The 18,699-nt window shown below is 71.1% G+C and carries 22 protein-coding genes; 12 read left to right on the top strand and 10 right to left on the bottom strand.

Going from position 1 to position 18,699, the window contains the following annotated elements:
• Positions 1-68 precede the first annotated feature (68 nt).
• Entirely contained in the window at positions 69-647 is a 579-nt protein-coding gene (locus ABH926_RS48390; RefSeq protein WP_370374166.1) for a TetR/AcrR family transcriptional regulator, read from the top strand.
• Here the strand turns inward: ABH926_RS48390 and ABH926_RS48385 are convergent.
• A complete protein-coding gene (locus tag ABH926_RS48385) occupies positions 634-2,187 on the bottom strand; it encodes an MFS transporter (protein WP_370374165.1) in 1,554 nt (517 codons plus the stop codon). The two genes, ABH926_RS48390 and ABH926_RS48385, sit on opposite strands and share 14 nt — an antisense overlap.
• An 87-nt stretch (positions 2,188-2,274) precedes the next feature.
• Here ABH926_RS48385 and ABH926_RS48380 point away from each other — a divergent pair, with 87 nt between their 5' ends.
• Positions 2,275-2,946, top strand: coding sequence for a helix-turn-helix domain-containing protein (locus tag ABH926_RS48380; RefSeq protein WP_370374164.1), 672 nt, complete (start codon positions 2,275-2,277; stop codon positions 2,944-2,946).
• Positions 2,947-3,211: 265 nt separating this feature from the next.
• On the opposite strand, the gene ABH926_RS48375 is transcribed toward ABH926_RS48380, so the two are convergent.
• Positions 3,212-3,784, bottom strand: coding sequence for an XRE family transcriptional regulator (locus ABH926_RS48375; protein ID WP_370374163.1), 573 nt, complete (start codon positions 3,782-3,784; stop codon positions 3,212-3,214).
• A 97-nt stretch (positions 3,785-3,881) separates the two neighbouring features.
• On the opposite strand from ABH926_RS48375, the gene ABH926_RS48370 reads away from it, so the two are divergent.
• Positions 3,882-4,529 carry a class I SAM-dependent methyltransferase gene (locus ABH926_RS48370; RefSeq protein ID WP_370374162.1) on the top strand — a complete coding sequence of 216 codons (648 nt, stop codon included), beginning with the start codon at positions 3,882-3,884 and terminating at the stop codon, positions 4,527-4,529.
• A 7-nt stretch (positions 4,530-4,536) separates the two neighbouring features.
• Here ABH926_RS48370 and ABH926_RS48365 read toward each other — a convergent pair whose 3' ends face one another.
• From ABH926_RS48365 to ABH926_RS48355, 3 genes are all read right to left on the bottom strand, one after another.
• Positions 4,537-6,237: an LCP family protein gene (locus tag ABH926_RS48365; protein WP_370374161.1), complete on the bottom strand. Its 1,701-nt coding sequence runs from the start codon at positions 6,235-6,237 to the stop codon at positions 4,537-4,539.
• Positions 6,230-6,643, bottom strand: a complete 414-nt coding sequence (locus tag ABH926_RS48360; RefSeq protein ID WP_370374160.1) for a DUF6542 domain-containing protein — start codon at positions 6,641-6,643, stop codon at positions 6,230-6,232. Before ABH926_RS48360 ends, ABH926_RS48365 begins: the two co-directional genes overlap by 8 nt.
• 127 nt (positions 6,644-6,770) lie before the next feature.
• Positions 6,771-7,319, bottom strand: coding sequence for a MarR family winged helix-turn-helix transcriptional regulator (locus tag ABH926_RS48355; RefSeq protein WP_370374159.1), 549 nt, complete (start codon positions 7,317-7,319; stop codon positions 6,771-6,773).
• 63 nt (positions 7,320-7,382) lie between these two features.
• On the opposite strand from ABH926_RS48355, the gene ABH926_RS48350 reads away from it, so the two are divergent.
• From ABH926_RS48350 to ABH926_RS48340, 3 genes are all read left to right on the top strand, one after another.
• A complete protein-coding gene (locus ABH926_RS48350) occupies positions 7,383-8,666 on the top strand; it encodes an amidohydrolase family protein (protein ID WP_370374158.1) in 1,284 nt (427 codons plus the stop codon).
• A gap of 95 nt (positions 8,667-8,761) precedes the next feature.
• Entirely contained in the window at positions 8,762-9,049 is a 288-nt protein-coding gene (locus tag ABH926_RS48345) for a type VII secretion target (protein ID WP_370374157.1), read from the top strand.
• 136 nt (positions 9,050-9,185) lie between these two features.
• On the top strand, positions 9,186-9,893 hold the full coding sequence (locus tag ABH926_RS48340) for a hypothetical protein (RefSeq protein WP_370374156.1): 708 nt from the start codon (positions 9,186-9,188) through the stop codon (positions 9,891-9,893).
• A gap of 13 nt (positions 9,894-9,906) precedes the next feature.
• On the opposite strand, the gene ABH926_RS48335 is transcribed toward ABH926_RS48340, so the two are convergent.
• Entirely contained in the window at positions 9,907-10,506 is a 600-nt protein-coding gene (locus ABH926_RS48335; RefSeq protein ID WP_370374155.1) for a TetR/AcrR family transcriptional regulator, read from the bottom strand.
• A 68-nt stretch (positions 10,507-10,574) separates the two neighbouring features.
• Between ABH926_RS48335 and ABH926_RS48330 the strand changes: the two genes are divergently transcribed.
• The gene (locus ABH926_RS48330) at positions 10,575-10,796 is read left to right on the top strand and encodes a hypothetical protein (protein WP_370374154.1); all 222 of its coding nucleotides are present in this window, start codon (positions 10,575-10,577) and stop codon (positions 10,794-10,796) included.
• 271 nt (positions 10,797-11,067) lie between these two features.
• Here ABH926_RS48330 and ABH926_RS48325 read toward each other — a convergent pair whose 3' ends face one another.
• Both ABH926_RS48325 and ABH926_RS48320 read right to left on the bottom strand, forming a co-directional pair.
• Positions 11,068-11,610 carry a YbaK/EbsC family protein gene (locus ABH926_RS48325; protein WP_370374153.1) on the bottom strand — a complete coding sequence of 181 codons (543 nt, stop codon included), beginning with the start codon at positions 11,608-11,610 and terminating at the stop codon, positions 11,068-11,070.
• A 173-nt stretch (positions 11,611-11,783) separates the two neighbouring features.
• Positions 11,784-12,251, bottom strand: coding sequence for a MarR family transcriptional regulator (locus ABH926_RS48320; RefSeq protein WP_370374152.1), 468 nt, complete (start codon positions 12,249-12,251; stop codon positions 11,784-11,786).
• Positions 12,252-12,368: 117 nt separating this feature from the next.
• On the opposite strand from ABH926_RS48320, the gene ABH926_RS48315 reads away from it, so the two are divergent.
• Positions 12,369-13,892, top strand: a complete 1,524-nt coding sequence (locus ABH926_RS48315) for an MFS transporter (protein ID WP_370374151.1) — start codon at positions 12,369-12,371, stop codon at positions 13,890-13,892.
• 156 nt (positions 13,893-14,048) lie between these two features.
• Positions 14,049-14,453 (top strand): hypothetical protein, encoded by a 405-nt coding sequence (locus ABH926_RS48310; RefSeq protein WP_370374150.1) that lies wholly within the window; start codon positions 14,049-14,051, stop codon positions 14,451-14,453.
• Positions 14,454-14,473: 20 nt separating this feature from the next.
• Here the strand turns inward: ABH926_RS48310 and ABH926_RS48305 are convergent, their stop codons facing one another.
• Positions 14,474-14,887 carry an organic hydroperoxide resistance protein gene (locus tag ABH926_RS48305; protein ID WP_370336351.1) on the bottom strand — a complete coding sequence of 138 codons (414 nt, stop codon included), beginning with the start codon at positions 14,885-14,887 and terminating at the stop codon, positions 14,474-14,476.
• A 99-nt stretch (positions 14,888-14,986) separates the two neighbouring features.
• Here ABH926_RS48305 and ABH926_RS48300 point away from each other — a divergent pair, with 99 nt between their 5' ends.
• Together ABH926_RS48300 and ABH926_RS48295 are read left to right on the top strand one after the other, a co-directional pair.
• The gene (locus tag ABH926_RS48300) at positions 14,987-15,517 is read left to right on the top strand and encodes a TetR/AcrR family transcriptional regulator (protein WP_370374149.1); all 531 of its coding nucleotides are present in this window, start codon (positions 14,987-14,989) and stop codon (positions 15,515-15,517) included.
• A 98-nt stretch (positions 15,518-15,615) separates the two neighbouring features.
• Positions 15,616-16,206 carry an ArsR/SmtB family transcription factor gene (locus tag ABH926_RS48295; protein WP_370374148.1) on the top strand — a complete coding sequence of 197 codons (591 nt, stop codon included), beginning with the start codon at positions 15,616-15,618 and terminating at the stop codon, positions 16,204-16,206.
• A 2-nt stretch (positions 16,207-16,208) separates the two neighbouring features.
• Here the strand turns inward: ABH926_RS48295 and ABH926_RS48290 are convergent, their stop codons facing one another.
• Positions 16,209-17,810, bottom strand: coding sequence for a CocE/NonD family hydrolase (locus tag ABH926_RS48290; protein ID WP_370374147.1), 1,602 nt, complete (start codon positions 17,808-17,810; stop codon positions 16,209-16,211).
• A 138-nt stretch (positions 17,811-17,948) separates the two neighbouring features.
• Here ABH926_RS48290 and ABH926_RS48285 point away from each other — a divergent pair, with 138 nt between their 5' ends.
• Positions 17,949-18,638, top strand: a complete 690-nt coding sequence (locus ABH926_RS48285; RefSeq protein ID WP_370374146.1) for a TetR/AcrR family transcriptional regulator — start codon at positions 17,949-17,951, stop codon at positions 18,636-18,638.
• Positions 18,639-18,699 lie beyond the last annotated feature (61 nt).

The following is an 18,699-nucleotide window of genomic DNA, read 5'->3' as shown; positions in this document are numbered from 1 at the left end:
GTTGCTAGCTGATGAGGCAACGCTAGTACTGCTGCTGCTCGATTGTCTAGCGGTGCTAGAATCGAGGCATGTCGGTCCAGGAACGCAAGCAGCGCGAGCGGGCGCAGCGCGAACGCCTCATCGTCGCGACAGCCCGCGAGCTCGCTGAAAAACAGGGCTGGGACGCGGTCACCACCCGCCAGCTCGCCGAGCGCATCGAGTACAGCCAGCCGGTCCTCTACAGCCACTTTCGGGGCAAGCGCGAGATCATCGGCGCCGTCGCCCTCGAGGGGGCCACCGAGATGGCCGTGGCGATCCGCGCCGCGACCGCCGCCGTGGACGGCCCGCGCGCCCGGGTGACCGCCCTGGCCTATGCCTATCTCGATTTCGCCGAACGCAACCCGGCGGTCTACGACGCCCTGTTCCAGCTCGACGGCGGCCTGACCTACGCCAGCGAGGAGACCCCGGCGCCGCTCAAGGACGCCTTCGCCGCCCTGCTGGAAAGCCTCGGCGAGGTCGCCGGGGAAGGCGTCGAACCGGGACTGTTCACCGAGGTCTTCTGGGCGGCGCTGCACGGTCTGGTGACCCTGACCCGGGCCGGACGGCTGCTGCCGGAGGACGTCGAGCGCAGGGTGGAGTTGGTGGTGGATCGGCTCACCGTGCTCTGATACGGGACCGCCGCCGCGAACCCGGCACCGCGATGACCAGGAACACGATCCCCATCACGGCCGCGCCGGCCCACATCGCGTTCTGCCAACCGCTGACGAAGGACTCGCGGGCCGCGAGAGTCAGCGCTTGTGCTTGCGGGCCGGCTTCGTGCGCGGTGGCGAGGGCGTTGGCGATGCCTTGGCGTGCGGTGTCCGCGATGTGCGCCGGAACCGCGTGGAGGCGGGGGCCGATGGCGCTCTGGTAGCCGTCGGTGACCAGCGCGCCGAGCAGGGCGACGCCGAGTGCCGTCCCGAATTCGCGGGTGACGTCGTTGAGCGCGGAGCCGACGCCCTGGCTCTCGCGCGGCAGGGAGCTGGTGATGGCCTCGGTCGCCGGGGTCATCGTCAGGCCCATGCCCAGGCCCATCGCGAGCATGCCGGGCAGGATCGACAGGTAGCCGCCGCCGACCGACACCAGGGCGGCCATGAGGGCCAGGCCCCCGCCGCCCACCAGGATGCCCGCGGCCATGGTCGCGCGGCCGCCGATCCGCGGGGCCAGGCGGGGCGCGAGGCCGGAGGCGGCCATCATCAGCAGGGCCATCGGCATCATCGCCAGCGTGGAGCGCAGCCCCGACCAGCCCAGGACGGCCTGGAAGAAGGGGAAGAGTACCACGAAGATGCCCGCCTGCACCCCGAAGGTGGCCAGCAGCGACACCGAGCCGCCGGCCAGTCCGCGCCGGCGGAACAGGCGGACGTCGAGCAGGGGAGCCGCGCTCCGCAGTTCCCAGACCACGAACGCGGCACCGCCGACGACCCCGACCAGCGCGCTTACCAGCGTCGCGGGCGCGGTCCAGCCGCTGTCCGGGCCCTGGTGCAGGAAGTACACGAGCCCGACCACGGCGACCATCGAGGTCAGCGCGCCGACCGTGTCGAAGCGGTGCGCCGAGCTCTGGCGGGAGTTCGGGATCGACCGCAGCGTCAGCGCGCCGGCCACCGCGACCAGCACGACCGGCAGCACGAACAGCCACCGCCAGCTGGCGAGGTCGACCAGGGCCGCGGACAGGAACATGCCGAGGATGCCCCCGCCGCCGGCGACGCCGGTCCAGACGCCGATCGCCTTGGCGCGCTCCTGCTCCGGGAAGGTCGAGGTGATGACGGCGAGCGTGACCGGCATGATCATCGCCGCGCCGACGCCGCTCAGGAAGCGGGCGCCGAGCATGACCTCCGGCGAGCCGGCCAGACCGGCCGCGGCGCTGGCGACGCCGAAGGCGAGCAGGCCGGCCAGCAGCATCGGCCGACGGCCCAGCCGGTCGCCGAGCGCGCCGAGCGGCAGCAGCAGCGCGGCCAGGGTGAGGGTGTAGATGTTGATGATCCACAAGACCTCGGACTGCGAGGCGCCGAAGGACGCGGACAGCTCCGGCTGCGCGACGCTCAGCCCGGAGACCGAGGCGATGACCGCCATGAGCGCTGTGCAGACGGCGGCCAGGATCGTGCGGCGCTGCCGGGGGTCGTGGACGGCGGTGTCGAGAGCCTGTGGGGGCGATGACTGCTGGGTCGGCATGGGTTCCCTTTCGCGAGCGGTACGCCGCCAGAGTGCGAACCGCGCGGCGGAAACGCAAACCTTGTTGCCAAATGGCAAAATGGCGGCATGGAGCACGTCCGCGAACAGCGCGAAGAGCACGACACCCCGGAAGACCTGGACGCTCAGGAAGATCTGGAAGCCCAGGAAGATCTGGAAGCCCACGAGGAGATCGACCGCACCCTGGACGCCGTCGGACCGAGGCTGAAACGGCTCCGCCAGCGCAGCGACATCACCCTCACCGACCTGGCGAAGAAGACCGGCATCTCGGCCAGCACCCTGTCCCGGCTCGAAGCGGGACTGCGCCGCCCGACCCTGGAGCAGCTGCTCCCGCTGGCCCGCGCGCACGGCGTCACCCTCGACGAGCTCGTCGACGCGCCGCCGACCGGCGACCCGCGCCTGCACCTGCGTCCCATCTCCTGCGGCGACGGCTCGGTGGTCCTGCCGCTGACCCGCAGGCCCGGCGGGATCCAGGCGTACAAGTTCGTGCTGCCGGCCGGCCGCGACGACGACGCCCCCGACCTGCGCACCCACGAGGGCTTCGACTGGGTCTACGTGCTGAACGGGACGCTCCGGCTGGTGCTCGGCGAGCACGATCTGCTGCTCAAGGCGGGGGAGGCCGCGGAGTTCGACACGCGGACCCCGCACTGGTTCGGGGCCACGGAGGCCGGGCCCGTTGAGTACCTGAGCCTCATCGGGCGGCAGGGCGAGCGTGCGCACATCCGGGCGGTGAGCAGGTAGGCGACGGGTTTTCGGTGGATCGGGATCCTGGTGGATCGGGACCTCGGCAGATCGGGACTCCGGTGCATCAGAACCCGATGGCTTCGCGCAGCAGCACCACCGTGCCGCGTCCGGGGATCAGCTCCCGGTTGAGCAACAGCCGAGTCATGGGAACTCCTGCGTGTCGTGCTGGAACACAAGCTGTATCAAGCTTCGGATGTACTGCTTTTGGCGAGCCGATGTGACCGTGACGACGCCGGAGCCGCTGCGTTGAGGTGTGCTGTGATCAGGCCGTACGCACCTTGAGATGCGCGCGCTCGCCCTGCTTCCCGAACAGGATCAGGAGCTCGACGGTCCGGTCGCCGTCGGCGCCGAGCCAGTGCGGGACCCGGGTGTCGAACTCGGCGGCCTCGCCCGGCTTGAGCACCAGATCCTGGTCGCCGAGTAGGAGGCGCAGCCGGCCGCTGATGACGTAGAGCCATTCGAATCCCTCGTGGGTCTTCAGGTCCGGCTCGGCATCGGGGCGGGGCGGGATGAGGAGCTTGTGGGCCTGGACCCCGCCGGGGTGGCTCAGCGGGATGTGGGTCATCCCGTGCCGGGTCACCGGACGCGGATGGATGCGCGGGTCGCCGGTGTGCGGCGCGCCGACGAGTTCGTCGAGCGGGACGGCGTAGACCTCCGCGAGCGGGAGCAGGAGCTCCAGAGTCGGTTTGCGGCCGCCGCCCTCCAGCCGGGACAGCGTGCTCTCGCTGATGCCCGTGCGCTCGGCCAGGTCGGCCAGGGTCAGCCCGCGGCGGCGGCGCAGCTCGCGCAGGCGGGGTCCGACGGCGTCCAGGACATGCTGCTTCGCGTTCGGCATGGGGGCAGGTTGCTGAATTGGCATGAGAGATTGCAAGTCCGGCAGAGGGCGTCGCAAGGTCGGTAGTGCCATGCCGAGACTGCGAAGAGGACTTCCCGTGCACAGCGACTTCGAGACCGAATCCGCCACCTTCTGGGAGAAGCACTACTCCCGCTTCGATCCCCACTGGGGCACCAAGCCGAACGTCGCGCTGAAGGACCTCGTCGCGGCCTTCGCGCCGACCCCGGGGACCGCGCTGGACCTGGGGTGCGGCCACGGCGGCGACGCGATCTGGCTCGCCGGCCTCGGCTGGGACGTCACCGCCGTCGACGTCTCCCAGACCGCCCTGGACCGGGTCGCCGAGGGCGCCTGGGCGGTCAGCGTCGCCCACCGGGTCCACCCCGTCCGCCACGACCTGGCCCAGACCTTCCCCGCCGGCGACTTCGACCTGATCTGCGCGACCTACTTCCACACCCCGATCGAGATCCCGCGCACCGAGGTGCTTCGCCGCGCCGCCCGGGCGGTGGCGCCGGGCGGGCTGCTGATCGTGGTGGAGCACGCTTCGGTCGCGCCCTGGTCTTGGCAGGCGGGGCAGGATGTGCGCTTCCCCGCCCCGGACGAGGTGCTGGCCTCGCTGGAGCTCGGCGAGGGATGGCGCGTCGAACGGTGCGACGCGCCCCAGCGGACGGCCACCGGGCCGCAGGGTCAGAAGGCGCCGGTTACGGAGAACGTCATCGTGGTGCGCCGGATCGCCATGCCGGACTGAGCCAGGGTCAGTTGATGCAAGGAATCCCATTCACCGAATCAGGGCCGTCGCCGGCGATGGTCCCGCCGTTCTCACCGTTGCCGGAACCGCTGGTCGTCGGCGAACCCGTCGGCGCGGAACTGCTCGCCGTCGAGCCGGTCGAGCCGGTCGAGCCCGTCGAGCCCGTCGAACTCGGCGCCGTCGCCAGCGTCCCGGCCACGATCGCGTCGCCCTTGTCCATGCCGATGACGACCTCGACCGAGCCGGCCTTCACCGAGTTGTCGGCCGTCGGGGTCACGCCGCCGAGCTGCGCGGCGACGGCCTGGGCGGCGGTACTCGCGCCGGTCCCGTAGAGCACCGTCGTGTGCTGGTGGTAGGGGCGGATGTTGCCGTCGACGGTGGCGGTCAGGCCGAGCCCGGTCAGGGCCGTGGCTTCCTTGGCCGCGGCGCCGTTCGCCCCCGAGGCGTTGATGACCTTGGCCGTGCCGGTGACGCGCGCGGGCGCGGTGCTGGTCGCGCTGGAGGTGGGCGCCGGGGCCGGCGTCGAGCTGGACGGCGTCGACGGAGCCGGGGTGGTGGCGTCGCTGCCGGCGAAGGCGTTCTGCACGAAGGCCCGCACCGTGGGGATGTCGATCTGGTTGCCGACCTCGTGGTTCTTGCCGATCCACTTCCACTGCGAGTCGGTGACGATCGGCGCGGTGCGGAACGAGGTGCCGCCGTCGGACAGGCTGGAGGCGTTGCCGGCGAAGTCCAGCAGGTCCCAGCCGCTGTCGATGATCACGTCCTTCTCGGCGGTGCCGATCAGGCTGTCCATCTTCGACACGTCGCTGAGCAGGCCCTCGTCCTTGAGCTTCTTCAGCACCGCGGTGATGTAGGCCTGCTGGCGGTGCGTGCGGTCCAGGTCGCCGTTGGGCAGGTCCTCGCGCTCGCGGACGAAGGCCAGCGCCTGGGTCTGGGTCTGGAGGGTGAACACGCCGGCGGGGAAGTCCGCGCCGGAGTTCTCTTCCTTCCTGGCCTTCTTCAGGCAGACCTGGACCGGGCCGACATCGCCGGCGACGTCGTAGAAGCCCATCAGGTTCACCTCGGCGAAGTGGTCGATGGGGATGTCGAGCAGGTTCTCCAGGGTGGCGATCTGCGCCTTGACGCCGGCCGCGTGGCCGATCTTCGCCAGCGCGTGGGTGTCGTGGGTGCCGGACGCCGCGGCCTTGTCGGTCGCGAAGGCGTAGGCGTTGCCGTACGCCTCCTTCACCTTCATCGTGCCCATCGAGTTGCCGTCGCCGTCCTGCGCGTCCACCCAGTCGTCCCGGGGTATCGACACGGCGGTCGGGGTCCCGTTGCCGGCCGGGATGTGCAGGATGATCTCGCTGTTGGCGTTCTCCCCGCCGAGCAGGTCGGAGGCGGAGCCGGCGTGCAGTTCGTCGTGCACGACGCTGTCAGGCAGCGGGTCGCCGTTCATCGCGTAGCGCGAGTCGAGGCCGATCAGCAGGACGTTGACGGATTTGTCCAGGCCCGTGTGCTTGGGGGCCGGGGCCCCGTCGGCCAGGTGCACGTGGCTGGTGTCCACCGACTGCACGCCGGCGTCCAGCTTGTGCACGCCGTACCAGGCCACCCCCGACCCGGCCAGGACGGCCGCCCCGGTCAGCGCGAAGACGCCGCGCGCAGCGATGACCGCCGGGGAGGTCCGCCCGGTCGGCGTCCGCTTCGCCGGGGTCCGCTTGCTCTCAGCCACGGTGCGCCCCGGCGGTGTGGAGCGCCTCGCCCCGGCCGGCCGCCGCCTTGACCGCGGCCACGACCACCACGGCCCCAAGTGCTACGAGCGTGATGACGAAGGCATGGTGCAGCGCGCTCACGGTGTCCGTGCCCATCTTCGTCCGGCTGGTGCCGGCGGGTTCGGCCAGCAGCATCCCCAGCACGGCCGAGGGAACCACGATCATCGGCTGCGCCGGCACCAGCCACCACAGTCCGCGGCGGGTCGCCATCAGGGTCGCGACGCATGCGCCGAGGACCGCGCCGGCCTGGAAGATGGGACCGTCTCCGTTGCCATGGACCCCCGCCGCGATGCCCGCCGCCATCGGGACACCCACTGCCACCAGGGCTGTCAGCCCCGCCCGCCATCGTTCGTCGAGCCCCGCCATGTCTCCACCCCGATCTGTCGGAGGATGCTCACTCCAGGGGGACGCATGGATGTTCGGGCCGGTTCCGTGTGGGACGAATCTGTGACATGGGCCTCTCGGGCCGCCCGACCAGGGTTCGGGTCGGGCTTCAGGCCTGAGTGCTCTGCCGGCGCACGCGGGCGACCGCCGGCTGGGCCGCGCCGGGCGGCGGCGCGACGGGGATCGCGCGCAGGGCCGCCGTCGCGGCCTCGACGGCCTCGGGCGCGAGTCCGGCGAACACGGCCTCGTGCGCCGCGCTGGTGGCGCGGACCGCGCGCTCGGCGAGCGCGACGCCCTCCGGCGTGAGGCGGATCAGGGTGCTGCGGCCGTCGGCGGGATCCGGCTCGCGGTGGACGAGGCCGTCGGCGGCCAGGCGGTTGATGACGTTGCTGGTGCCGCCGGTGCTGAGCAGGAGGTCCTGGGTGAGTTCGTTGGAGCGCAGGCGGTAGGGGGCGCCGGCGCGGCGCAGGGTGAGCAGGACGTCGTAGGCCGCGACGGTCAGGCCCAGGGCCGGGAGTTCGGCGCGGGTGGCGGCGTCCAGGCGGCCGGCCAGGATCAGGACCCGCTTGGTGAGCTCGGTGGCGGGGCCCAGGATCTCCGGCAGCTCGGCACGCCAGGCGGCTATCAGCTGCTCGGCGCGGTCCGGGGTGCTGGTCACGCTTGACAGCGTAGACCCCTTCCCAGATAGCTTTTAATAAAGCTTTCTAGGGAGGGATTTTCCGTGAGCGCTTCTCGCCTGCTCGTCTCGGGCATCGCCTGGCTCATCGACTTCGACGACGCGGACCCGGCGCCGACCGTGCGTTCCGGGGTCGACCTGCTGATCGAGGACGGTCGGGTGGTGCAGACCGGCGTCGGCCTGCCGGCCGGCGACGCCGAGGTCGTCGACGCCTCCGGGCACGTGGTCCTGCCCGGCTTCGTCGACACTCACCGCCACCTGTGGCTCACCGCTCTACGGGCGTTGACCACGGAGGCCGATCTCGGCGGCTACCTGGAGCTGGTCGCCGGCCGGTTCGGTCCGCGGTTCACGCCGGAGGACCTCCGCGCGAGCACTTACTTCGGCGCGCTCGAATGCCTCGACGCCGGTGTCACCACGGTGCAGGACTATGCGCACGCGATGTGGTCCCCCGACCATGCCGACGCCGCGGTCTCCGCGTTGGAGGCCTCCGGCATCCGTGCGGTGTTCGGCTACGGCTTCCCGGTCTTCAGCACCTCGCGGGACCTCGCCGATATCCGCCGCGTCCGGGAGCGCTTTTCCGCCTCGGACGCCGGGTTGCTGACCATGGCCCTGTCGCCGATGGGTCCGTCGTACTCGCCGATCGAGACGGTGCGCGAGGACTGGCGGCTGGCGCGCGAACTGGACATCCCGATCGCGGTCCACGTCGGCGCCGGCCCGGTCGCCGAGCGCCCGATCGAGACGCTGGAGCGTGAGGGGCTGCTCCTCCCCGGCACGGTCTACGTCCACGGCAACTCGCTGCCCGACGAGGAACTGCGGCTGATCGCGTCCTCGGGCGGGGCGGTCGCGATCGCCCCGGCGGTCGAAGCGCAGATGGGCCACGGCGCGCCGATGATCGGCCGGCTCCGGGCGGCCGGGGTCGGCCACGGGCTCGGGGTCGACGTGGTCACCGCGACCGCCGGCGACATGTTCACGCTGATGCGCGCGGCCCTGGTCACCGGCTACCTGGGGGAGGGCTCGCGCCCCAGTCCGGCCGACGTGCTCCGCGCCGCGACGCTCGGCGGCGCCGAGACCCTCGGCCTGGCCGACCGCGTCGGCTCACTGCGTCCCGGCAAGCGCGCCGACCTCGTGTTCCTCCGCGCCGACGCGCCGAACCTGGTTCCGCTGCACCACGATCCGGTCGGCACGGTCGTCTCGTCGGCGCACGCCGGCAACGTCGACACGGTCGTCGTGGACGGCCGGGTGGTGAAGCGGGACGGGATACTGCTCGCAGACGGGGTGAAGGGAGCACGCGAGGCCCTGCTGGAAGTCGCGTACCGTATCGTCCACTGAGATCGGTACCTGCGAACTTATGGGCTTTCCGCAGTCATCCGTGCTTTTATACACTGGCTCGTAAGGCGTGGGCTTGAACACGAGGGGGGCGTGCAATGGCAGATCTTGCGGTAGACGTCGATGCGCTGGAGAACTTCAGCGGCCAGCTGGAGTCCATCCGCACCCGGATGAACGCCGCGCGTGACTGGACCCACCAGTACGACGGACAGATGGGCGCCTCGCAGGTCGAGGACGCGCTGCACTCGTTCTCGTCGGGCTGGAAGGACGGCCGCACGGAGATCGACGGCTCGCTGAAGGCCCTGTCCGACATGCTGAAGAACGCGGCGGACAACTTCCGGAAGACCGACCAGGACATGGCCAAGCCGCTGACGCAGCAGTCGTAGCGGTCATAGCGGCCGGGAGCAGTACGGCGCCGACGGTTCTCCTGTCGGCGCCTTCGGCGGGTCGGGTGCCCCGGGGACATCAGAGGAGTTGACGGTACTCTGTCAGCTGCTTGTCAGACGTACGGGGAGGGAACCGATGACCGAGCAGCCGAATCACGGTCAGCCGAACCTGCAGCCGCCGGGGTATCAGGGTCCGCCGCCGCCGCGGTCTTACCCGAATCCGTATGGGCAGCAGCCGGCCTATCAGCAGCAGCCGTTCTCGCAGGTCCCGCCGCAGCAGTACCAGGGACAGCAGCCTGCTGGTCAGCCGCAGTGGCAAGGTCAACAGCAGCCTCCCGGCCAACAACAGGGGCAAGGCCAGCAGTGGCAGGGCCAGCCGCAGTATCAAGGCCAGCCCTACCCGCCGCAGCAGTACCCCGGCCAGCAGTTCCCGGGCCAACCGCCCTATGGTCAGCCGCCGCAGGGCCCCGGCCAACCGCCGCAGGCCCAGGAGCAGAACCAGCCGAAGCCGAAGAAGAAGCGCAGCGGCTGGTGGACCTTCTTCATCGTCCTGTTCAGCCCGTTCATCGCCCTGGCCTTCGTGGCGTACGCGGTCTACTGGGTCCTGTGCTGGCTGCTGACCCCGGTCGCGCTGATCGTCCACTTCGTGCTCTGCGGCCTGGGCCTGATCTGGTTCTCGCTGGTGAAGGTCCTGGCCTCGGGCGGCTCGAAGTACCGGCTGTTCCAGCCGCTGTATCCCAAGTTCCCGCCGCTGTGGACCGGGCCGTACTGGGTCCGGCTGAACAGGAATGTGCGGAACACCTTCGAGGGTCTCGCCGCGGTCGTGCAGCTGCTCGACTGGTGAGTGTCCGGCGGTTCTAGCCGGCCAGATCCGTCAGGTGCGCGGCCATGATCGCCCGCGCCTCGTCCGGTGTCAGCCGCGGGGGTTCGGCTGTCAGTTGGATCACCAGGCCGTCCAGTAGAGCGTGCAGGCGGCGGGCCTCGAGGGCCTGGTCCCGGCCGGGTTCCAGGCGGCCGATCTCGTCCAGCACCATCACGACGCTCTCGACCGAGCCCCGGATGGTGTCGTCGATCTCCTGGCGGCGCCGGGACAGGCGGGCGTCGGAGCGGGCCAGTGTGACCAGGGCGAACCAGACCTCGGATTCGACGCGCCGGGGCGGGTCCAGGGGGAGCAGCTGCTCTAGGTGCTCCTGGAGCGACTTCGGCGTGGGTACGCCGCCGACGCCTTCGTGTACTTCCCGCACCCGGTCCTGCGCCATGCCGACGATCAGGTCCACGGCGAACAGGACCATCTCCGCCTTGTCCGGGAAGTAGTGCCGCAATGCTCCGGCCGACCAGCCGGCTTCCTGCGCGACCGAGCGCACCGTCACGGCGTCGAAGCCGTCGCGCAGTGCGACCCGCCACAGGGCTTCGCTGAGCTCGGCGCGGCGGCGCTCGTGGTCGACGACTTTCGGCACGGCGCCATTCTCGCACGCGTGTGTTAGATTGTTTTTGATACCGCTGTGTTAAAAAACGGGAGGCAGCGATGACTGGCAAAGTGATGACTGGCAAGTGGACTCGACGGGGGCCCTGGTGGCTCTATGTGCTCGTGGTCGGCGGCCTGAACGTGGTGCGCCAGATCCTGTTCCCGCCGTCGCGGGTGGGGAGCCTGGCGACGGTGGGGTTGTTCTTCGTGGTGCTGATCGTCGGCTTCGTCGTGACCGAGGCACTGCGGCTGACACGGCACCGGGCCGACCGGCCCCGGTGATGGCGGGGTCGGCCGGCCCGGCGGACCGGAGGCCGGGTCGTCGACCCGGCTCGTCCATGGTGGGGAAACAGCACCCTGCGCCGCAACATTCCTCGGGGGATCCGGGGTGTGGCGAACGCCTCAGATCATCGGCCGCCGACCGCTGCGGCCGATCGGCTGATTCCGGCAGCAACGTAATGCGGTGCCTGTGGCGTCGTATTGGATAGAGGGGTTCCGGGCCGTGGGGCGATCCGGAACCCCTCTTCGTCCTGGACCGCGGTGCGGCGGCCGCTCAGCGTGCGACGCCGAGCCCTTCGAGCACCTGCGCACCGGGCAGTCCGGCGATCGCCGCACCCGGCAGCCACAGCTTCGACCCGCGGATCCCGGAGCCGACCACGGCCACCGGCGCCGCGGCCACCGCCGCGTCGACCAGGACCGGCCAGTCCTCCGGGAGCCCGATCGGCGTGATGCCGCCGTACTCCATGCCGCTGAGCTCCACCGCGACGTCCATCGGCGCGAACGACGCCTTGCGCGCCCCGAGGTGCTTGCGCACCAGGGAGTTGACATCAGCCTTCGTGGTCGCCAGGACCATGCATGCGGCGTAAGAGGTCTGCTCGCCCCGGCGGGCCGCCACGATCACGCAGTTGGCGGACTCCTCGGGCAGGACGCCATACGCGGCGCAGAAGGCCTCGGTGTCGGCCAACTCCGGATCGATCTGCGCCACCTCGACCAGCGGCGCCAGCGCCGGCAGCGTGCGCAGCGCGGCCGCGACCGGCGCGGCGAGCAGTTCGGGACGGTCCAGGGCGGGGGTGCGGACAACGGCTTCGGTGGGCATGGACCGAATCTACGCCGAGGGCGGGGGCGGCGCGGTGGCCGGTCAGGGAGCTCGGCGGAGAGGTCGCCGGAGAGATCGCCGGAGGGATGCTGCTCGGCAGCCGTGCGCGGCCAGGCCAGCCAGGTTGGGCAGGTCGGGCAGGCTGGGCGGCGATTTCGGCGCGATCCAGCGGCCTACGCCCCGTGCATCCCGCTCTCGACCAGCACCGCGTCGGCGCTCGCCACGTCCGCGGTGTCCTGACCGGGCGCGGGGGCCGCGTTCAGCTCCGCGGCCAGAACTGCGCGGTGCGTCGGTCGGGCCTCGGCCAGGCGCTGCATACCCTCGTCGGTCAGCACGACGAAGACGCCGCGCCGGTCGGAGTGGCACAGGGTGCGGGTGACCAGGTTCTGCGTCTCCAGGCGGCCGATCATCCGGGACAGCGCGCTCTGCGTGATCGGGACGTGGCCGGCCAGTTCCTGGACGCGCGGGGGGGCGGCGCAGTCGTACTCCGACAGTGTGTCCAGCACCTCGAACTCGCTGGCCGACAGGCCGTGCCGTCGGTCGAGCTCCAGCTCCAAGGCGTTCCACACGCGGGTCTTGCGCGCGACGAGCTCTCGCCACTGTTCGACGAGGTTTTGCTCAAGGAGGGACTCGGACTCCATGGCCACATGATAACACGTGCGAGCGCACAAGGTTCCACTGCACAAGGTTCTGTCGCACAAAGTGCTTTGGCATAAATTGCTTGCGCATTAAGTGCACGTGCATGTAATCTCCAACCCATGAGCCACAGCGACACCTCAACAACCCTGCGTCCCGGCGAGTCCGCCGCGTCGGGACGCTGGCCGCTCCGCTTGTGGGGCGCCCTGATAGTCCTGTGCGGCGCCTTGTTCCTCGATGCCCTCGACACCTCGATGGTCGGCGTGGCGCTGCCGTCGATCCGTGAGTCCCTGAACCTGTCCACCTCGTCGTTGCAGTGGGTCGTCAGCGGTTACGTCCTCGGCTACGGCGGATTCCTGCTGCTCGGCGGACGTGCGGCGGACCTGCTCGGCCGGCGGCGGGTGTTCCTGACCGCGCTGGCCGTCTTCGCCGTGGCCTCGCTGCTGTCCGGCCTGGTCGACGACGGCAGCCTGCTGATCGCGACCCGGTTCGTGAAGGGGATCAGCGCCGCGTTCACCGCCCCGGCGGGTCTGTCCATCATCACCACCACCTTCGCCGAGGGGCCGGACCGCAACCGGGCCCTGAGCATCTACACCACCTGCGGTGCCGCCGGGTTCTCGCTCGGCCTGGTGCTGTCCGGCCTGCTCACCGAGGCCGGCTGGCGCTGGACGCTGCTGGTGCCGGCGCCGGTGGCGGCGCTGATCCTGGCCGTCGGCGCGAAGCTGATCCACCGCGACCAGCCGGTCGCCCGGGAGCAACGCGGCGGGTACGACATCCTGGGCGCGGTGACCAGTACCGGCTCGGTGCTGCTGCTGGTCTTCGGCATCGTCCGGGCCCCGCAGGTCGGCTGGCTCGCGCCGGTCACGATCGGGACCTTCCTGGGCGCGGCCGTGCTGGCGGCGGGCTTCGTGGCGACCGAGCAGCGGGTGCCCAATCCGCTGGTGCGGCTGGGTGTGCTGCGCTCCCCGTCGCTGATCCGGGCCCTGATCGGCGGCGGCCTGATGTTCGGCGGGTACGCCTCGTTCCAGTTCGTGGTGACGCAGTACCTGCAGACGCTGTCCAAGTGGAGCGCGCTGCACACGGCCCTGGCGTTCCTGCCGGCCGGCCTGATCGTCCTGGTCGCCAGTTTCAAGATCGCCGACGTGCTCAACAAGTACGGCACGGCCCGGGTCGGCGTCGCCGGCTTCGCCGCCCTGTCGCTGGGCTACCTGCAGTTCCTGCGCATCGGCCAGACCCCGAGCTGGTGGGTGATCCTGCCCTCGATCGTGCTGCTGGGCCTGGGCTTCGGGATGGCCTTCCCGGCGATCAACGTGCAGGCCGCCTCCGGCATCGCCGACGAGGAGCAGGGCCTGGTCTCCGGGCTGCTGAACACCGCCCTGCAGGTCGGCATCACGGTGGTGCTGGCCGCCTCGACCGCGATCATCGCCGCCAACGGCGGGAACGCCGCCCACACCAACGCGCAGGTGCTCGCCAGCTACCGGCCGGTCCTGGTGTTCGTGGCCGTGGCCACGGTCGGCGGACTTCTGATCCTGGCCGGCGGGCTGCTGCGCGGGCGCCGCACCGCGGTGGAGTCCACGCTCGCCGAGGAACTCGAAGACGAGCTCGACGTCCTGGTCCTGCGGGAGAAGGACATGATGGTCGGCTGAGGTCACCAGCCGGCGTCACGGACGCCTGAGCGCTCATCGGCGCCGGTCCCCGACAAGGGGGCCGGCGCCGATGAGTTTCGCGGAGCGGCGTCGTCTGTTGTGCTGAGAGCGCGAACGCCGCTCACCGAGGACTCGACAGAACCGCCGGAGGAACCCATGCCTGCCAAGACCGTCGCCGAGAAGCTCGCCATCAAGCCGGGCCGTTCCGTGTGGACCTCGCACCCCGACCGGTTCGCCGAGGTCGGCGAGCTCCCGGCGGGTGCGGACCGCACCGACGACCTGGCCTCGGCCGACGTCGCGGTCCTCTACGCCGACGACGCCGATTCCGTGCGGGCCCTGCTGACCGCGAACCAGGACGACATCACCAAGCCGCCGGTGGTCTGGATCGCCTACCCGAAGGCGAACCGGACCGACATCAACCGCGACAGCCTCTGGCCGATCGTCGTGGCCTTCGGCATGCGGCCGAACGGCCAGGTGGCGATCGACGAGGTCTGGTCCGCCCTGCGGTTCCGCGCGGACAAGCCGGGCGAGGAACCGTTCAAGGGCGGCACCAAGAACTGACGCGCGGTCGCCGCGGGACGTTACTCGACGACGATCTCGACCGGGATGTTGCCGCGGGTGGCGTTGGAGTACGGGCAGACCTGGTGGGTGGCCTCCAGCAGGGCCTGGCCCTTCTCGCCGTGCAGCGCCTCCGGGAGCTCGGCGCGCAGCACCACCGACAGGCCGAAGGCGCCGCCGTCCAGGGAGTTCAGCGTGACCTCGGCGGTCACCGACGCCTCGGAGACGTCCAGCCCCTGCTGCTTGGCGACCAGCTGCATGGCGCTGGCGAAGCACGCGGAGTAGCCCGCGGCGAACAGCTGCTCGGGGTTGGTGCCCTGGCCGTTGCCGCCCAGCGACTCCGGGAACGACATGTTCAGGTCGAGCTTGCCGTCGTCGGTGAAGGAACGGCCTTCGCGGCCGACGGAGGTGGCGACGGCGGTGTAGATGGGCTTCATGGCGGGCCTCCAAGGCACGGGACGATCGGGCGACTAGACAGATCTGTCTGTCTGGTTCGCTGCTTACAGTAGACAGATCTGTCTGGTACCGTCAAGTGCGTGAGTCAAGCCCGTGCCCGCATCCTCGAAACCGCCACCCGGCTCTTCTACGCCGAGGGCATCCACACGGTCGGCGTCGACCGGGTGATCGCCGAGGCCGCCGTCGCGAAGGCGACCTTCTACCACCACTTCAAGTCCAAGGAAGACCTGGTCCTGGCCTACCTGACGACCGAGTACGAGCGTCAGCGGGCGCTGCTGGAGGGCGCCCCCGGCAGCGGCGTCGAGCGCATCGAGGCGATCCTGGCCAAGCTGGCCGAGGTCAGCGCCGGCCCCGGGTTCCGCGGCTGCCCGTTCCTGAACGCGGCCGCCGAGTTCTCCGACCCCGGCCACCCGGTGCGGCACGTGGTCGACGACTACCGCGCCTGGTACCGCGGCCTGATGCGCGACAGCCTCGTCGCGGCCGACCGCCCGGACGCCGACCGGAAGGCCGACCTGCTCCTGCTGGTGCGCGACGGCATCGCCGTGGCCGGCGGCCTGGGGGACCAGGACGCCGTGCAGGCCGGGGTGCGGACCGCGCTCGCTGTGGTGTGACGGTTCCGCGCAGCGTGCGCGGCCACCTTGCAGACCGACTCTGCAAACCCCTTTGCAGAACCCTCGGCAGTCCGGCGCCCCCGAGGTAGGGTGACGCCGTGCCCCAAACCCCTCCGGAACCGGTCGGCGGCCCGGACGGCGACCGCTCCACCATCTTCCGCGTGCTGGCCAATCCGCTGCGCCGCCGGATGCTCGCCTACCTGCAGCAGCACCAGGAGGCCAACTCCACGAGCCTGGCCAAGGCGCTCGGCGAGAGCACCGGCACCACCAGCTACCACCTGCGCAAGCTCGCCGAGCTGCGGTTCGTCGAGGAGATCCCGGAGCGCTCCGCCGGCCGCGAGCGCTGGTGGCGGGCGCTGCCGATCCAGGTCGAGGCGCCGGATCCGGCGACGATGGATCCCGCCGAGTTCGCCGCGCTCGCCGATCGGGTGAAGGAGCAGGCGAAGCACGACATCGACCTGTACTACCGGGTGCTCACGCAATACGAGGGGCCCGAAGGGTGGGCTCAAACGTTCCGCGGCGGGTTCTGGATGAGCAAGGAAGAACTGGCGGGCTTCCTCCGCGAGTACAAAGAACTGCAGTGGAAGTACGGGCACGTTGATCAGCACGAGGCGCCGGAGGGCGCACGGATGATGGCCTTGCGGGTGTTCGTGGTCCCGGAACCGCCGGAGGAACCGCCGGCGGCGTGAGATCAGACCACGGGCAGGACGATCGCGGATCCGGAACGGACCTCGACGCGGAAGGCTTCTTGGGTGGCGGCGAAGCGCGGATGCGCGCCGCCGCTGATCTGGACGCGTATTCGGTGGCCGGGCAGGAAGCGGTGGGCCGTCGAGGACATCGCGACGGTGACGGCGACCGGCCGGTGTGCCGCGTCGGCGCCGGTGACGCGCGTGACGCCGTCGCACACGTTCCAGGAGCGACCGCGTTCGTCGACGTCGCAGAGCCGGACGAACAGCGTCGCGCAAGCCGCCCCGGCACCGGGATCGACCAGCATCTCGGCCGCCACCGATCCGATCACCTCGACCGCCTCGGTCAACGGCGCACCGGTGAAGACGAGGACGTCGTCGCGTCGTTCCAGCGCCGTGTTGTCGCGGACCCCGGCCTTGTGTCCCAGACCGCTGCCGCCGATCGACGGGGTCGGATCGGCCGGGTCGTGACGCACCGTCCCGGCCGTGGAGTCGGCCGTGGTGTCCGTGGGCGGCGGCTCACGGACCAGGCTGCCGTCGGGATGCGGATACCAGGACACCGGCACGGCGGCAGGCGGCCAGGCCGACAGGTCGCGCCACTCTCCGGTCCCGCCGAGGGCCACCTGGACCCGTTCCTTCGGCGGGACAGGATCGGCGAGGTGTCCGCGCAGCCAGGCCGCTGACTCGGCGAGGACCATGGCGACGCCCCGCTGGAACGCCGTGGTGTGGGTCCACGGCCCGACCAGCAGCGAGCGGTGCCCGGCGGGCAGCCTGCCGTACTGCTGGAGCGCCTGGTCCAGAGCCACATCGGCCCAGCCGCTGACCACCAGGGTCGGGACCGTGAGGCCGTCGGCCGCGTCCAGCAGGTCCGTGCCCTGCCAGTAGCCGTCGCCAGGATCGGGATGGGCTGCGGCGCCGGTCAGGAAGGTGGGGCTGCCGCCCATGGCCCGCGCGTACGCCTCGAGCGGCGCCCCGGACCGGACGATGCCCTTCATCGCCCTGGCCAGCCGCAGCGTGGCGCCGAGGAACCGGCGCGCCCCGAGGTGCTGGGTCTGCACCGCCGTGGTCGCGATCAGCGCGTCTTCGAGGGCGAACAAGCCGTTCCGGTGGAAGAAGCCGTGCGGGTTGTGGAGCGGGACGTGCACGACCATTGCCTTCAGCTCCGGCGGCGGATCCGCGGCCAGGGCCCACTGCGCGTAGGCCATCGCGCTGGGCCCGACCAGGCCGAGCCGGCCGTCGAACCAGGCCTGGCGGCGCAGCCAGACCAGCGTCGCGCGGCCGTCGGGACCGTCGTCGCGCCAGGGCTGGAAGACCCCGCCCGAGCCGGCGGTGCCCCGGGCGCTCTGGATCAGGACATGGAATCCCTGCTCGGCGAGGGCGGTGCCGTACAGCGCGGCCCACGGGAAGCCGCGGCCGTACGGCGAGCGCACGAGCAGGGTCGGGAAGTCCTGCGGCTCGGCGGCTTCCGGGAAGTAGTGGTCGGCCAGCAGCTCCACGCCGTCGGCCATCGGCACCGGGAGGCGGGGTTCATAGGACACGGCGAACCGCGGCGCGGGCAGTCCGCCGAGGGTCCGGCGCGCGATACGGGTGCTGAGCGGCGGCTTCATCGTGGTGGCTCCTTGTTCTCGAGGCTGTTCTTGAAGAGTTATCGTACTGTGTACGAGAATAGGACTGGCAAGATTGACTGCGCAACCGATCTGGCAGATCGCTATGTCAGAAGCCGAAGGAACCAGGGGAATCAAGGCGTGGATCCCGAAACACTGTGGTCCGAGCGCCGCCACCACCGGGGCCGCCCGCCCGCGCACACCCGGGAGGCGGTGGTCGCCACCGCCGTCGGCGTGGCGGACGCCGAAGGCCTGTCGGCGCTGACCATGCGCCGGGTGGCCACCGCGCTCGGCTCGGGCACGATGTCGCTCTACACGTACGTGTCCGAGCGCGACGCGCTCCTGGAGCTGATGATCGACGCCGTGACCGGCGAGCAGCCGCTGCCCCCGCCGACCGGCGACTGGCGCGCCGACCTGGCCGCCTTCGCCCGTGAACAGCGGGCCCTGATGCACCGCCACCCCTGGCTGCCGGTCGCCCTCACCGGCCGCCGCACGCTGGGGCCCAACACCCTGCGGGCCCTGGACCACGCGCTGGCCCTGCTCGCGCCCTCGGGCCTGGCGCCGCGGGCCTGCACGGAGGCCTTCGCGCTGGTCAGCGGGTTCGTGGCGAGCCACGTCGGCTACGAGGTGGCGCAGCAGCAGGCGCTTGGCCGGACCGACGACGTGCACGAGTTCGTCGCCTCGAACGCGCGGTATCTGGCCGCCGCTGTCGGGTCCGGCGCCTATCCGCACCTCGCGCAGGCGTTCGCGATGAGCGACGGGGTGGAGCCCCCGGACGCCGACGAGACCTTCGAACGGATGCTGGCCCGGGTGATCAGCGGGCTGGGATAGAGACGCAACCTCCCCGTGGATGGGACGTCTTTGTGGTCGAGAGGCACGTGATTCCGGGGAG

Origin of the sequence: Catenulispora sp. GP43 (assembly GCF_041260665.1) — a bacterium.
Lineage (GTDB): Bacteria > Actinomycetota > Actinomycetes > Streptomycetales > Catenulisporaceae > Catenulispora.
The sequence above is the reverse complement of the archived record's forward strand: the minus strand, read 5'-3'. Positions and strand labels throughout refer to the sequence as shown.

Excerpts from the sequence above, each read along its gene's own strand:
- ABH926_RS48390 (WP_370374166.1), top strand. The coding sequence starts at position 69 with ATGTCGGTCCAGGAACGCAAGCAGCGCGAGCGGGCGCAGCGCGAACGC.
- ABH926_RS48385 (WP_370374165.1), bottom strand. The coding sequence starts at position 2,187 with ATGCCGACCCAGCAGTCATCGCCCCCACAGGCTCTCGACACCGCCGTC.
- ABH926_RS48380 (WP_370374164.1), top strand. The coding sequence starts at position 2,275 with ATGGAGCACGTCCGCGAACAGCGCGAAGAGCACGACACCCCGGAAGAC.
- ABH926_RS48375 (WP_370374163.1), bottom strand. The coding sequence starts at position 3,784 with ATGCCGAACGCGAAGCAGCATGTCCTGGACGCCGTCGGACCCCGCCTG.
- ABH926_RS48360 (WP_370374160.1), bottom strand. The coding sequence starts at position 6,643 with ATGGCGGGGCTCGACGAACGATGGCGGGCGGGGCTGACAGCCCTGGTG.
- ABH926_RS48345 (WP_370374157.1), top strand. The coding sequence starts at position 8,762 with ATGGCAGATCTTGCGGTAGACGTCGATGCGCTGGAGAACTTCAGCGGC.
- ABH926_RS48340 (WP_370374156.1), top strand. The coding sequence starts at position 9,186 with ATGACCGAGCAGCCGAATCACGGTCAGCCGAACCTGCAGCCGCCGGGG.
- ABH926_RS48330 (WP_370374154.1), top strand. The coding sequence starts at position 10,575 with ATGACTGGCAAAGTGATGACTGGCAAGTGGACTCGACGGGGGCCCTGG.
- ABH926_RS48325 (WP_370374153.1), bottom strand. The coding sequence starts at position 11,610 with ATGCCCACCGAAGCCGTTGTCCGCACCCCCGCCCTGGACCGTCCCGAA.
- ABH926_RS48320 (WP_370374152.1), bottom strand. The coding sequence starts at position 12,251 with ATGGAGTCCGAGTCCCTCCTTGAGCAAAACCTCGTCGAACAGTGGCGA.
- ABH926_RS48315 (WP_370374151.1), top strand. The coding sequence starts at position 12,369 with ATGAGCCACAGCGACACCTCAACAACCCTGCGTCCCGGCGAGTCCGCC.
- ABH926_RS48310 (WP_370374150.1), top strand. The coding sequence starts at position 14,049 with ATGCCTGCCAAGACCGTCGCCGAGAAGCTCGCCATCAAGCCGGGCCGT.
- ABH926_RS48305 (WP_370336351.1), bottom strand. The coding sequence starts at position 14,887 with ATGAAGCCCATCTACACCGCCGTCGCCACCTCCGTCGGCCGCGAAGGC.
- ABH926_RS48290 (WP_370374147.1), bottom strand. The coding sequence starts at position 17,810 with ATGAAGCCGCCGCTCAGCACCCGTATCGCGCGCCGGACCCTCGGCGGA.